Genomic DNA, 12,181 nt, shown 5'->3' with positions numbered 1-12,181 from the left:
GCGGCAGTATTCCCCAGAGGTGCCGACCATGACCCATTTCAGTGCCTTCAGCCTGCTGAAGAACGCCTTGACCGGCCACAAGGCCTGGACCGAGCAATGGCCCGACAGCCAGCCCAAGAAAGAATACGACGTGATCATCGTCGGCGCGGGCGGTCATGGTCTGGGCGCGGCCTATTACCTGGCGAAGCAGCACGGCATCACCAATGTCGCGGTGATCGACAAAGGGTGGCTGGGGGGCGGCAACACTGGCCGCAACACCACGATCATCCGGTCGAACTATCTCTATGACGAGAGTGCGCGCCTCTACGATCACGCGGTCGACCTGTGGGAAAACCTCAGCCAGGATCTGAACTACAACGTCATGTATTCGCGTCGCGGCGTGTTGATGCTGGCGCACAACGTGCATGACGTCCAAAGCTTCAAGCGGCACATTCACGCCAACCGCCTGAACGGTGTCGACAACCGCTGGCTCACCCCGCAGGAGTGCAAGGACTACTGCCCGCCGCTGAACATCTCGCAGAACGCGCGTTACCCGGTCATGGGCGGCGCCCTGCAGGAACGCGCGGGGACAGCGCGGCACGATGCGGTGGCCTGGGGCTATGCCCGTGGCGCCGCCATGCGCGGCGTCGACATCATCCAGAACTGCCCGGTCACGGCGATCCGCCGCAACGCGGACGGATCGGTTGCCGGTGTCGAGACCGCCAAGGGGTTCATCAAGGCCAAGAAGGTCGCGGTCTCGGCCGCCGGGCATACCTCTGTCGTGATGGAAACCGCCGGTGTCCGCCTGCCGCTGGAAAGCTACCCGCTGCAGGCGCTGGTCAGCGAGCCGATCAAGCCGATCTTCCCCTGTGTCGTCATGTCGAACGCGGTGCACGCCTATATCAGCCAGTCCGACAAGGGCGAACTGGTGATCGGGTCGGGCACTGACCAATACACGTCCTACAGCCAGCGCGGCGGCCTGCCGCTGATCGAACATACCGTCGCAGCGATCACCGAGGTCTTCCCGATCTTCAACCGGATGCGGATGCTGCGCAAATGGGGCGGCATCGTAGATGTGACCCCGGACCGGTCCGCCATCATCTCCAAGACGCCGGTCGACGGACTCTATGTCAACTGCGGCTGGGGCACCGGCGGGTTCAAGGCGACGCCGGGCGCGGCGCATACCTTTGCCTGGACCATCGCCAAGAACGAACCGCACCCGATCAACGCGCCCTTCACGATGGAACGATTCCGCACCGGGCGCCTGATCGACGAAGCCGCCGCCGCGGCTGTGGCTCACTGAGGATATCGACATGCTTCTGATCCATTGCCCCTATTGCGACGAGACGCTGCCCGAGGCCGAGTTCACCTATGCCGGCCAGGCGCATGTCATCCGCCCCGAGGATCCCTCTGGCCAGAGTGACGACCAGTGGCAGGAATTCCTGTTCATCCGTGAAAACCCCAAGGGGCCGCATTACGAACGCTGGCGGCATTTCCACGGTTGCGGACGGTTCTTCAACGCCGTGCGCGACACCGTTTCGGACAAGTTCCTGACCACCTACAAGGCGGGTGCCCCGCGCCCCGACCTCTCCAGCCTGACGGAGGGCCTGAAATGAGCCAGTTTCGCGTTGCGGGAAAAGGCCGCGTCGACACCGGGCGGCCTGTCACGTTCACCTTCGACGGCAAGTCCTACAAGGGCGCGCAGGGCGACACGGTCGCCTCGGCGCTGCTGGCGAATGGCGTGCACCTGATGGGCCGGTCGTTCAAGTATCACCGCCCGCGCGGCGCCGTCGCCGCCGGATCGGAAGAGCCGAACGCCCTGATCGGCACCCGTCGCGGCAAGGGCCGGTTCGAGCCGAACACGCGCGCCACCGTGCAGGAAATCTGGCAGGGGTTGGAGACGACCTCGCAGAACAAGTACCCCAGCCTGAAATGGGACATCGGCGCGGTCAACGACGCCGCCTACATGCTGTTCTCGGCGGGTTTCTACTACAAGACCTTCATGTGGCCCAAGAATTTCTGGCACAAGGTCTATGAGCCCTTCATCCGCGCGGCTGCCGGTCTGGGTGTCTCGCCGACCGAGGAAGACCCGGATCACTACGCCTCGCGCTACCTGCATTGCGACGTTCTGATCGTTGGGGCCGGTCCGTCCGGTCTTGCCGCCGCCCGCGCGGCAACGGTGGACGGGCTGAAGGTCGTGCTGGTGGATGAAAATGCCGAGGTGGGCGGAACGCTGCTGTCCGAGCCGCAGGCGCAGATCGACGGAAACCACGCCTGGGACTGGCTGGCGGCAGAAGCCGCGGCGCTGAAGGACCTTGGTGTGCGGATCATGACCCGGACCACGGCCATCGGCTACTACCATCAGAACATGATCGGCATGGTCGAAAAGCTGACCGACCACCTGCCGGACCTGCCCACTGACACGCCGCGCGAACGCATGTGGCGTGTGCGGGCGCGGCAGGTCGTGCTGGCGCAGGGCGCGCTGGAAAAACCGCTGGTTTTCCACGGCAATGACCGCCCCGGGGTGATGCTGGCTGGATCGGCCCAGACCTACCTGAACCGTTACGGGGTTCTGGTCGGCAAGAAGCCGGTTGTCCTGACCGCGCATGACTCTGCCTGGTATGCGGCCTTCGACCTCGCCGATGCGGGGGCCCGTGTGCAGGCCATCGTCGACACGCGCGACACCGTTCGCGACGATCTGCTGGCCGGTGCGCAGGAACGCGGCATCAAGGTCAAGCTGGCGCACACGGCCACCGGAACCACCGGGCGCCTGAGGGTCAATTCCCTGCGCGTGAACCCGGTCAAGGGCGGCACGGTCGGCAATGGCTACACCATCGCCTGCGATGCCGTGCTGATGTCCGGCGGTTGGACGCCATCGCTGCACCTGTTCTCGCACACCAAGGGCTCGCTGGCCTGGGACGACGACCTGACCACCTTCCTGCCCAACGACACGCCCGAGGATTGCGTGATCGCGGGCGCAAGCCGTGGCCTCTGGGGTATCGAGGCGGCGCTGAACGACGGCGCCGCGAAGGGGCGTGAGGTGGCCACGGCGCTGGGCAGGGCACCTGCGGAACTGGTCTATGCCGTTGCGGCGGACCGCCCCGGCACCGGCATCACCCACAAGGAACTGCCGACCGATCGCAGCCCGGGCAAGGCCAAGGCCTTTGTCGACTACCAGAACGACGTCACCGCCAAGGACCTGCGGCTGGCCGTGCGCGAGGGGATGCGTTCGATCGAGCACGTCAAGCGCTACACCACCAACGGCATGGCGACCGACCAGGGCAAGATGTCCAATATCAACGGCTTGAACATCGCCGCCGACGCGCTGGGCAAGAAACAGCCGCAGGTGGGCCTGACCACCTTCCGCCCGCCCTATACGCCCACCTCCTTCGGGGCCTTCGCGGGTTACCACCGGGGCGAACACTTCGAGGTGACGCGCAAGACCCAGATCGACGGTTGGGCCGTGGAAAACGGCGCTGTCTTCGAACCCGTCGGCCAGTGGCGCCGCGCCTGGTACTTCCCAAAGGCGGGCGAGGACATGGACGCCGCCGTGCGCCGCGAATGCGTCGCCACGCGCAAATCCTTGGGTATCTTCGACGCTTCCACGCTGGGCAAGATCGAGGTCAAGGGGCCGGATGCGGTCGAATTCATGAACCGCATGTACACCAACCCCTGGACCAAGCTGGCTCCGGGCCGCTGTCGCTATGGCTTGCTCTGCGGCGATGATGGCTTCATCCGCGATGACGGCGTGATCGGCCGACTGTCGGACGACTGCTTTCATGTCACCACGACGACAGGCGGCGCCGCGCGGGTTCTGAACATGATGGAGGACTACCTTCAGACCGAATGGCCCGAACTGGATGTCTGGTTGACCTCCACCACCGAGCAATGGTCGACCATCGCGCTGAACGGCCCCAACGCGGCCAAGCTTCTGGCGCCGTTGATCGAGGGCGTGGACCTGACCGACGAGGCCTTTCCGCACATGTCCTGCCGGACATGCACCGTGGCGGGCATGCCCGCGCGGCTGTTCCGGATCAGCTTTACCGGCGAAATCGGCTTCGAGGTCAACGTGCCCGCACCGATGGGCCGCAAGCTGTGGGAGACCCTCTGGGAAGCGGGCCGGCAGTACGATATTTGCGCCTATGGCACGGAAACCATGCACGTCCTGCGCGCCGAGAAGGGCTATATCATCGTCGGCCAGGACACCGATGGAACGGTGACCCCTTACGATGCCGGAATGGGCTGGGCCGTGGGCAAGAAAAAGCCCGATTTCGTCGGCATGCGCGGGTTGGCGCGGCCAGACCTTGTCGCGTTGGGGCGCAAACAGCTGGTCGGCCTGCTGACCGACGACCAGTCAAAGCTGGAGGAAGGCGCGCAGATCGTCTTTGATCCCAACCAGCCGGTGCCGATGAAAATGGTAGGCCATGTGACATCGTCCTATCACTCCGACGCGGCGGGCCGGCCCATCGCGCTGGCCCTGGTCGAAGGCGGGCACGACAAGATGGGGGATACCGTCCATATCCCGATGCCCGACCGCACCATCGCGGCAAAGATCACCTCGACGGTTTTCGTCGATCCCGAAAACGCCCGTCTGAAGATCTGAGGAGCCTGTCATGAACGCACCGATTTCCTCTTTCACGCCCTCGGTCCTCGCTGAAAGCGCGGCAGCACGGGTTAGCCTGACCGCGCCTTGTGCACGGATGTCCCTGCGGGCGCGCGGTGATCTTGCACCGCTCAATACGGTGCTGGGGCTGACGCTGCCTGTCCGGATCGGTCAGCGCGCGCAGGCCGGCGATTTCCAGGCCCTCTGCCTGGGGCCTGACGAATGGATGCTACAGGCCCCCGAGACACTGGCGCCGGGCATTCAGGCGGCCTGCGACGATGTTTACGGCGTGCTGCCGCATAGCCTGGTCGACGTGTCGGGGCGCGAAGTGACCTTTGCGCTGGATGGGCCACGCGCCGTGGATCTGCTGACACTGGGGATGCCTCGCAATCCCGACAGTATCGCCGTGGGCGAGGGGCGCCGGATCAACTTCGACGGGGTGACGGTTGTGCTGTGGCGCGATGGTGAAACCGCTTTCCGCATGGACGTCTGGCACAGCTTCGCGCCGCACTTGCTGCACCTGCTGGAGACCGGCGTAAGAGAACTGGCCGCCGAAGCGGCCTGAGCCTCGCCAACCGGCGCGCCGGGAAACGGGAAAGGGCGGCCCTGGGCCGCCCTTCTTTCGTTGGACATCTGCCCGGGCCGCGCGGCCTCAGATGTCCTTGACCAGTCGCAACGCGTCATAGATCGCCGCGTGCATGTTGCGGGCGCTAACGGCGTCTCCGATGCGGAACAGTTGAAAGCTATCTGCGGGTCCGCGGGTCACGGTCTGCGGCTGGCCGCCGATCAGCGCATCGTAATCGACGGCCCCACCGTTCGAGGACAGCGGTTTCAGGTCGAAATAAAGCTCGTCCATCGGCAGCGTGCCATAGTTCACCACCACCTGATCATAACGCTTCTCGGACTTGAGGTCGCTGTAATCCGTGCCGATCACGGCCTTTAATTCGTTGCCGTCGCGGGCCACGTCCAGAAGGCGGCGGGTGACCGTGAAAGTGACGTCCTTGTCCTGCAACGCACGCATGTAGGGCACCAGGTTCATCGCCATGATGTCTGGCGCAAAGGTCCGGTCCGGGGTCATGACCTCGACCGTGGCACCGGTGTTGGCGGCGACCTCGGCGGCCATCAGGCCCGGGTGATCGCCGCTTTCGTCGTAGACCAGCACGTTCTGGCCGGGTTTCACGTCGCCCGCGATGATGTCCCATGCGGTGACGACCAGGTCCTGCTCCTTGCCGCTCTCGAAGAGTTCGGTGTTGGGCAAACCGCCCGTGGCGACGATCACCACGTCGGGGTTCAGCGCGGTCACGTCCTCGGCCTCGGCCCAGGTGTTGAAATGGAATTCGACGTCCCGCGCCGCACATTGCGCCATGCGCCAGTCGATGATCGAGATCATCTCGCGCCGGCGCGGGTTCTGTGCGGTCAGGCGGACCTGGCCACCGGGATCGGGCTGGGCTTCGAACACCGCCACGTCATGGCCGCGCTCGGCGGCGACCCGCGCGGCCTCCAGCCCGGCGGGACCGGCTCCGACGATCACCACCTTCTTGCGGGTCTCGGCACGGGAGATCGTGTGGGGCATGGTCAATTCGCGCCCGGTCGCCGCGTTGTGGATGCACAGCGCCTCTCCGGCGGCGTAGATCCTGTCGAGGCAATAGGTGGCGCCGACGCAGGGGCGGATGTCCTCCTCACGTCCTTCGATGATCTTCTTGACCACGTGCGGATCGGCCATGTGGGCGCGGGTCATGCCGACCATGTCCAGCAGCCCTGCCGCGACAGCCTGGCGCGCGGTTGCCACATCTGGGATCTTGGCGGCGTGGAAGGTGGGCATCCCGGTGGCTTTCCTGACTGCGCCTGCAAAGTCCAGATGCGGCGCGTTCTTCATGCCCTGTACCGGGATCACGTCCGTCATGGCGGGGTCGGTATGGATGCGGCCGCGAATGACGTTCAGAAAGTCGACCTTGCCCCCGGCGGCGAGCCGTTTCGAAATCTCGAGGCCTTCCTCGGGGGTGATCCCGCCTGCTTCGGCCTCGTCGGCGGTATAGCGCAGACCAACGATGAATTCCTTGCCCACCCGTTTGCGGATGCCGTCCAGCACGTCGTCCAGCAATTGCATCCGCGACTCGAGCGTCCGACCGCCATAGGGGCCTTCCAGGTCATTGGTGAGCGGCGACCAGAACTGGTCGAGCAGGTGGCCGTAGACCTGCAATTCGACCCCATCCATGCCGCCGGCCTGCATTCGTTCCGTGGCATCGGCGAAATCCGCGATGATGCGCTCGATGTCCCAGTCCTCGGCCAGTTTGGGAAAGGCGCGGTGCGCCGGTTCGCGGTGTTTCGAGGAGGAGACGGAAGGCAGCCAGTCGCCCTTGTTCCAGGCGGTGCGTCGGCCAAGGTGCGTCAGCTGGATCATCACCGCGCTGCCGTGTTCGTGACAGGCATCCGTCAGGTTGCGGATCCAGGGCACGACCTCGTCCTTGTAGGCGAGAATGTTGTTGAAGACAGGGGGGCTGTCCTTGGACACGGCGGCCGATCCGGCCGTCATCGTCAGCGCCACGCCCGCCTTCGCCCGTTCCGCGTGATAGGCGGCGTAGCGCTCCTTGGGCATCCCGTCCTCGGGGTAGGCCGGTTCGTGGCTGGTGGTCATGATGCGGTTGCGCAGCGTCAGGTGCTTGAGCTGGTAGGGCTGCAGAAGAGGGTCGTTGGACATGGGGCCTCCGCGGGTTGACGGGGCAGCGATGCACGGAATGTTCACCTATGTCAAGTTTGTGTTCATCGGTGTCGAGTTTCCTTGTGACAAGCCGATCCCGCTGTTAGAAGATCCGTCATGACGCAGGAGACAGACGAGAGCTCGAAAGGGTGGCGCGGATCGCGTGAGCTATGGCTCGACGCGGCGAGAGAGGCCTTTATCGGCTCGGGCATAGATGCGGTGAAGATCCAGCCGCTGGCCAGCAGGCTTGGCCTCTCGCGGACCAGTTTCTACTGGTTTTTCGACGACCGGGAGGCCCTGTTGCAGGCGCTGCTGGACGATTGGGACAAGATCAACACCCGCTGCCTTGTCCAGGCGACCGAAGGTTTTGCAGAGACCATCACGGAGGCCGCACTTACGGTGATCGGGACATTCCTGCCCGGGGGCGGGTTCGAGCCCCGGCTGGACCTGGCAGTGCGGGGGTGGGCGCATCAGTCCGACGCCATCGCCGCCAAGGTGAACACCGCGGACGAGCTGCGCCTGTCGGCCATCCGGGCGATGTTCGAAAGGTTCGGCTATGATCCGGGCGAAGCGGATGTTCGAGCGCGCACGATGTACCTGGTGCAGATCGGCTATATCTCGATGCAGGTGCAGGAGGATGTCGGCCTGCGCCTGGCGCGGATCCCCAACTATGTAAAGACCTTCACCGGACAGGCGCCCGATGCGCGCGAACTGGCGCGCTTCGAGGCACGGTACGGGGATGCGGATCTGGCCGGATAGAGGGTGTTCAGGCAGGTTCTCGCGGAAATAGATTTCAAGCCGCAGGGGCCGCGGTTGCGCTTCGGGCTGGGAGAGCGCCCGGATCGCGGCCTCGATCAACAGGTCCGGATCCTGGTCGAAAACGGCGTCCATGCTGCCCTCCAGCAGGGCGCGGCGCGTGTCCGGGGTCAGGTCGTGACCGATGAAGGTGACAGCCATCCTGTCACGCTCGCGAAGGGCGCGGCTGATCCCGCTGGAAGATCCGCCCACGTTGTAGATGCCCACAAGGTCCGGCGCCTGTTCCAGCAGGGCGAGCGTGTGACGATAGTTCTCGCCCCCGTCGTCATGCCCCTCGCGCATGCCGATCACGCGCAGGTGCGGGAACATCTCTTCCTGGATGCTGAGAAAGCCCGCCTCGCGTTCCGACTGGGCGCGGTAGTGGCGTGACCCGGCCTCTAGCGCCACGGCCCCCGTGTCCACATGTGCCAGGCGTTCGATCAGCAGGCCGGCCGTCCGACCGACGGCGCGATTGTCCAGTCCGATGTGCGCGACGCCGGGCAGGGTGCCCAGATCCGACACGATGGTGACAAGCCGGGTTCCCCCGGCGGCGACCTCAAGGGCGGCTTCGCGCACTTCCGGGTGTTCAATCGCGAAAAAGGCGATGGCATCGGCCTAGGCCGCGTTCTTGCGCAACGCTGTGGCCAGCGCGGTGGCGTCGAAAGTGTCGATGAAGAAACAGCGCAGGAAGGGGTCGTTGATCCCGGTCCGTCCTACCCGCGCCTTCACCCATTCGTCCAGCCGACGCAGATAGGGATTTGACCCCGCAGGCAGCAGCATGATCACGTTCAAGGGGCGTTCCGCGCCATAAAGTTCCGCGTCCTCGGCCGAGAGGAACCCGATCTCGCGGGCAATTTCCAAAACCCTCCCGCGCGTGCGCTCCTTGACGCCCTTGCGGCGGATGATGACCCGGTCGACCGTCGCCAGCGTAAACGCCTGCGCGTGGGGCAATGTCGGCAAGTTGCGGTTTCGTGCTGTCCGTCATGCTGTGCTCTTTTTGACGGACCACAAAACCCGTCATTTCATATCCTTTGGCGAAAGGTGCCGAATATCCATAACCTTGGTCAACTCTGTTGAAATCATGAATTTGGGCGCATCCAAGGCATGATGAAACATCAAAACCCATCATTATCCGGGAGGAGGCCCGATGCTGAAGTCCCGAGGATTGACCCGCCGCAGCCTGTTGGCCACCGGCGCCGGTGCCTTGGCCGTGCCGTTTCTGGCGCGTCCCGGCCTTGCCGCAACGACCCTGCGCTATGGCCACAACAACGAGGTCGCCTCTGTCGCGGGCACGTAGGCTGACTGGTTCGCCGAGGCGCTAGGCCAGAGCTCGGGCGGCGACATCAGCGTGCAAGTCTTCCCCAACAGCCAGCTGGGCAAGCTGCAGGAACTGGCAGAGGCGGTGTCGCTGGGCACCATCGCCTTTTCGCATAACACTGCCGGCGCGCTGGGGTCACTGTACCAATCCTTCGCGGCGCTCGACACGCCGTATCTGTACCGTGACGTCGACCACCTGATGAAGGTACGGATGTCGAAAGCCCGGTCATGAAGGAGCTGAACGAGGGCCTGATCGCTACCGCCAATGTGCGGGTGATCTACGCCCACTACTTTGGCCGCCGGAACCTGACCTGCAACAAGGCGGTCATGTCGCCCGGGGACCTGGCTGGGACAAAAATTCGCGCCGTGCCTTTCCCGATCTACACCACGGCGGTCGAGGGCATGGGCGCCGTTGCCGTGCCGGTCGACTGGTCCGAGGTGCCCACCGCGCTGGCCACCGGCGTCGTGCCAGGGCAGGAAAACCCCGTCAACGTGGTGCTGAACGTCAAGCTCTACGAGGTCCAGTCGCACCTGATGCTGACCGGCCACATGTCCAACGCCGAGGTCGTCGTGATGAACGAGGACGCCTGGCAGAGCCTCGACGCCACGCAAAAGGACTCGGTGCGCGACGCTGCCGAGCAGACCCGCCAAAAGGCGACCAAGGCGATCCTCGACAACGAAGACGCCGAGACGCAGAAGCTGCTCGACCTTGGCATGACCGTGATCGGCGCCGAATACGGCGATCTTTACAAGAAGATCGCGGCGGTCGCCTGATGCCGTGCATCGAACCGGGCCGTGCGATCCTCGCGCGGTTCGCCCGTATTGGGGTCACGCTGGGCATGGGCCTGCTGGTGCTGATGGCCGTCCTGGACGTGACGCAGGTGGCCGCGCGCAACTTCTGCGACCTGGGGTTGCCCCGGGCGGACGAACTGGCGCGGTTCTCCGGCATCGTACTGGTGTTTCTGTCCGTGCCCTGTCTCGCCGGGCGGCATGTGCTGGTCTCGGTCTCTATGCTGCCCGATGCCTCGCCGCCGGGGGCGCGCAAGGTCATGCACCTGATCGGGGACATCGCCACGCTGGGGTTTGCCGCGCTGATGCTCTGGAGCTTCGCCGAATTCCTGCCGCGCGCGGGCAAGTTCCTGACACCTGCGATGCGCGTGCCCAACTGGGTCTACTACAGTCTCGCGCTGACGGGCAGCCTGTTCCTCTTGGCCGTCGCCCTGCACCGTGTCGCCCGCAGCCTGGCCGGGCGCGCCCCGACAGACCCCTACCACGATCCCAGGGACGATAGCGGACTGCCCACATGAGGCTCATTCTCGTCGCCCTGTTCATCCTTGCCGCCAACCTGTTGAACGCCACCGGCGTGACGACGCATCTGTTCGACCTGGTGCGGATGATCCAGCCCTTTCAGGAAAAGGTCTTCGTCGAATGTGCTCATCTTTTCATGTCCTCGTTCAGCATCTCTAGCAGCGAGGCTTCGATCTGCCCCGCACAGTACACATCCGCGCAATCGGCCCAGTCGTCGCGCAGACGCATCAGCGCGGGCAAGCTGGCAACTCGGTCCGCCAATGCGCCCAATACAGGCGCGGTATCGTGCAGCAGGGGCCGAAGGGGCGGTAGCCGATCGGCCATCGTGTGCCACAGTGCGGCCAGTACGAGATCGGCGAGGCCCGGCGTCCCTGCGCCGGAGACGAAACCACCCGATACCGTGACCCCTGTTTCCGTCACCAGCCGTTCGTGCCCTTGCATCCAGCGTGGCAACCGGTCGCCTCGGAAGGCGGTCCATGTGTCGCGCGTCCACATGGTGGCGCCGTGATGGCAGGTGATCTCAAGCAGGATGTCCGAGGCATCGCAGAGCAGCCGCAATTCCAGGTCCGGGTCATGCGACAGGCCGTGTTTGCGCCCCAGGTACATGCAGATGGCCGGCATCTGCGACAGGGCCCGACCTGCGTCATGGTCGATCAGCACGGGCGGACCGATGAAGGGTGTCGGCTGGTCCTCGGGACGGGCGGTCTTAGCGGCCAGCACGGCATCAAAGCCCGGTTCGTCCCACTCCGCCCCCGCCTGGGCGAGGATGAAGCGCGGAACATGGCCCCGAAAGGGGATGGGCCAATAGAGTAGCGTGTAGGACATGGAACAGCCTCCGATCATCAAGCCGAGGCTATGCCGATTCCACCTGCCGGGCCATCCTCGGGGCGCGCGGATACAGGTATTGCGGTTGACCGCCGCCCGCGCCTCCATGGCGACGCGTGGACTGGTGCAGCGGGGCCGGGTCTGGCAGGATCGCGGCGACGGATTTTGCGGGTGGTCACGACGTGGCGCGGATGATCGGAAGATGCGGATGGTGACAGGGCGGCACGGGGCAAGGCGCGCAGCATGGCTGCCATGATGGCACCCCCGCCCGTCGTGGTTGCCGATGTTGTCGCCGGGTATCCGCCGGCGGCACGGGCGCACTTTAAGCAGCTGCGCATGGTGATCCTTGACGAGGCCGAAAACCTCTCTGCGGGACCCTTGACCGAGACCCTCAAATGGGGCGAGCCGGCCTTCCTGACGGCGGCGACCGGTGCGGGCACGACCCTGCGACTTGCCTGGAAACCGAAGGTGCCGGAGATTTTGCAGCTGCTGGTGCACTGCCAGACTTCGCTGGTCACAACCTGGCGAGACCGCTTTCCAGAACTGACTGCCGAAGGCAACCGCGCCCTGCACCTGCCCCTGGCCGAGCCGTTGCCCGTATCGGCCCTGCGGATCTGCATTGCCGGGGCGCTGAGCTATCACAGGCGTTGACGATC

14 protein-coding genes and 1 pseudogene are annotated in these 12,181 nt (G+C 65.0%); 10 read left to right on the top strand and 5 right to left on the bottom strand.

The window, feature by feature from the left end; translation table 11 throughout:
* The first annotated feature begins 28 nt into the window (after positions 1-28).
* Genes ACQY5B_RS16485 through ACQY5B_RS16470 form a run of 4 tightly spaced genes read left to right on the top strand, consistent with a single transcriptional unit; the run spans position 29 to position 5,147 of the window.
* Positions 29-1,282, top strand: coding sequence for a sarcosine oxidase subunit beta family protein (locus ACQY5B_RS16485; protein ID WP_305970380.1), 1,254 nt, complete (start codon positions 29-31; stop codon positions 1,280-1,282).
* Between the two features lie 10 nt (positions 1,283-1,292).
* Positions 1,293-1,595 carry a sarcosine oxidase subunit delta gene (locus ACQY5B_RS16480; RefSeq protein WP_305970379.1) on the top strand — a complete coding sequence of 101 codons (303 nt, stop codon included), beginning with the start codon at positions 1,293-1,295 and terminating at the stop codon, positions 1,593-1,595.
* Entirely contained in the window at positions 1,592-4,582 is a 2,991-nt protein-coding gene (locus ACQY5B_RS16475; RefSeq protein WP_420328479.1) for a sarcosine oxidase subunit alpha, read from the top strand. Before ACQY5B_RS16480 ends, ACQY5B_RS16475 begins: the two co-directional genes overlap by 4 nt.
* Before the next feature lie 10 nt (positions 4,583-4,592).
* Entirely contained in the window at positions 4,593-5,147 is a 555-nt protein-coding gene (locus ACQY5B_RS16470; RefSeq protein ID WP_420328481.1) for a sarcosine oxidase subunit gamma, read from the top strand.
* Positions 5,148-5,234: 87 nt separating this feature from the next.
* On the opposite strand, the gene ACQY5B_RS16465 is transcribed toward ACQY5B_RS16470, so the two are convergent.
* A complete protein-coding gene (locus ACQY5B_RS16465) occupies positions 5,235-7,280 on the bottom strand; it encodes an FAD-dependent oxidoreductase (RefSeq protein ID WP_420328483.1) in 2,046 nt (681 codons plus the stop codon).
* Positions 7,281-7,397: 117 nt separating this feature from the next.
* Here ACQY5B_RS16465 and ACQY5B_RS16460 point away from each other — a divergent pair, with 117 nt between their 5' ends.
* The gene (locus tag ACQY5B_RS16460; RefSeq protein ID WP_420328485.1) at positions 7,398-8,039 is read left to right on the top strand and encodes a TetR/AcrR family transcriptional regulator; all 642 of its coding nucleotides are present in this window, start codon (positions 7,398-7,400) and stop codon (positions 8,037-8,039) included.
* Between the two features lie 129 nt (positions 8,040-8,168).
* On the opposite strand, the pseudogene ACQY5B_RS16455 reads toward ACQY5B_RS16460, so the two are convergent.
* Both ACQY5B_RS16455 and ACQY5B_RS16450 read right to left on the bottom strand, forming a co-directional pair.
* Positions 8,169-8,651: pseudogene (locus ACQY5B_RS16455) on the bottom strand (substrate-binding domain-containing protein); the annotation flags it as partial.
* A 39-nt stretch (positions 8,652-8,690) separates the two neighbouring features.
* A complete protein-coding gene (locus ACQY5B_RS16450; RefSeq protein WP_420328487.1) occupies positions 8,691-9,035 on the bottom strand; it encodes a helix-turn-helix domain-containing protein in 345 nt (114 codons plus the stop codon).
* Positions 9,036-9,222: 187 nt separating this feature from the next.
* On the opposite strand from ACQY5B_RS16450, the gene ACQY5B_RS16445 reads away from it, so the two are divergent.
* From ACQY5B_RS16445 to ACQY5B_RS16430, 4 genes are read left to right on the top strand one after another with little or no spacing between them, the layout of a single operon-like run.
* The gene (locus tag ACQY5B_RS16445; protein ID WP_420328488.1) at positions 9,223-9,372 is read left to right on the top strand and encodes a hypothetical protein; all 150 of its coding nucleotides are present in this window, start codon (positions 9,223-9,225) and stop codon (positions 9,370-9,372) included.
* Positions 9,373-9,423: 51 nt separating this feature from the next.
* Complete coding sequence (locus ACQY5B_RS16440) at positions 9,424-9,624, top strand: type 2 periplasmic-binding domain-containing protein (protein WP_420328490.1); 201 nt, start codon at positions 9,424-9,426, stop codon at positions 9,622-9,624.
* Positions 9,621-10,166 (top strand): TRAP transporter substrate-binding protein, encoded by a 546-nt coding sequence (locus ACQY5B_RS16435; RefSeq protein WP_420328492.1) that lies wholly within the window; start codon positions 9,621-9,623, stop codon positions 10,164-10,166. Before ACQY5B_RS16440 ends, ACQY5B_RS16435 begins: the two co-directional genes overlap by 4 nt.
* The gene (locus tag ACQY5B_RS16430; RefSeq protein ID WP_420328494.1) at positions 10,166-10,699 is read left to right on the top strand and encodes a TRAP transporter small permease; all 534 of its coding nucleotides are present in this window, start codon (positions 10,166-10,168) and stop codon (positions 10,697-10,699) included. The genes ACQY5B_RS16435 and ACQY5B_RS16430 overlap by 1 nt, the downstream gene beginning before the upstream one ends.
* Here ACQY5B_RS16430 and ACQY5B_RS16425 read toward each other — a convergent pair.
* Both ACQY5B_RS16425 and gst read right to left on the bottom strand, forming a co-directional pair.
* Entirely contained in the window at positions 10,660-10,830 is a 171-nt protein-coding gene (locus tag ACQY5B_RS16425; protein WP_420328495.1) for a hypothetical protein, read from the bottom strand. The genes ACQY5B_RS16430 and ACQY5B_RS16425 overlap by 40 nt on opposite strands.
* Complete coding sequence (gene gst / locus ACQY5B_RS16420; protein ID WP_420328497.1) at positions 10,827-11,525, bottom strand: glutathione transferase, Atu5508 family; 699 nt, start codon at positions 11,523-11,525, stop codon at positions 10,827-10,829. The genes ACQY5B_RS16425 and gst overlap by 4 nt, the downstream gene beginning before the upstream one ends.
* A 243-nt stretch (positions 11,526-11,768) precedes the next feature.
* On the opposite strand from gst, the gene ACQY5B_RS16415 reads away from it, so the two are divergent.
* Positions 11,769-12,176: a DUF1801 domain-containing protein gene (locus ACQY5B_RS16415; RefSeq protein WP_420328498.1), complete on the top strand. Its 408-nt coding sequence runs from the start codon at positions 11,769-11,771 to the stop codon at positions 12,174-12,176.
* Positions 12,177-12,181 lie beyond the last annotated feature (5 nt).

Origin of the sequence: Antarctobacter sp. (assembly GCF_965277915.1) — a bacterium.
Classification (GTDB): Bacteria; Pseudomonadota; Alphaproteobacteria; order Rhodobacterales; family Rhodobacteraceae; genus Antarctobacter.
Note: the sequence above shows the minus strand (reverse complement) of the source record. Positions and strands in the feature narration are given on the sequence as shown.

What these genes read in the sequence shown, in the direction of transcription:
- ACQY5B_RS16485 (WP_305970380.1), top strand. Translation starts at nt 29, where the DNA reads ATGACCCATTTCAGTGCCTTCAGCCTGCTGAAGAACGCCTTGACCGGC.
- ACQY5B_RS16480 (WP_305970379.1), top strand. Translation starts at nt 1,293, where the DNA reads ATGCTTCTGATCCATTGCCCCTATTGCGACGAGACGCTGCCCGAGGCC.
- ACQY5B_RS16475 (WP_420328479.1), top strand. Translation starts at nt 1,592, where the DNA reads ATGAGCCAGTTTCGCGTTGCGGGAAAAGGCCGCGTCGACACCGGGCGG.
- ACQY5B_RS16470 (WP_420328481.1), top strand. Translation starts at nt 4,593, where the DNA reads ATGAACGCACCGATTTCCTCTTTCACGCCCTCGGTCCTCGCTGAAAGC.
- ACQY5B_RS16465 (WP_420328483.1), bottom strand. Translation starts at nt 7,280, where the DNA reads ATGTCCAACGACCCTCTTCTGCAGCCCTACCAGCTCAAGCACCTGACG.
- ACQY5B_RS16460 (WP_420328485.1), top strand. Translation starts at nt 7,398, where the DNA reads ATGACGCAGGAGACAGACGAGAGCTCGAAAGGGTGGCGCGGATCGCGT.
- ACQY5B_RS16445 (WP_420328488.1), top strand. Translation starts at nt 9,223, where the DNA reads ATGCTGAAGTCCCGAGGATTGACCCGCCGCAGCCTGTTGGCCACCGGC.
- ACQY5B_RS16435 (WP_420328492.1), top strand. Translation starts at nt 9,621, where the DNA reads ATGAAGGAGCTGAACGAGGGCCTGATCGCTACCGCCAATGTGCGGGTG.
- ACQY5B_RS16430 (WP_420328494.1), top strand. Translation starts at nt 10,166, where the DNA reads ATGCCGTGCATCGAACCGGGCCGTGCGATCCTCGCGCGGTTCGCCCGT.
- ACQY5B_RS16425 (WP_420328495.1), bottom strand. Translation starts at nt 10,830, where the DNA reads ATGAGCACATTCGACGAAGACCTTTTCCTGAAAGGGCTGGATCATCCG.
- gst (WP_420328497.1), bottom strand. Translation starts at nt 11,525, where the DNA reads ATGTCCTACACGCTACTCTATTGGCCCATCCCCTTTCGGGGCCATGTT.
- ACQY5B_RS16415 (WP_420328498.1), top strand. Translation starts at nt 11,769, where the DNA reads ATGGCTGCCATGATGGCACCCCCGCCCGTCGTGGTTGCCGATGTTGTC.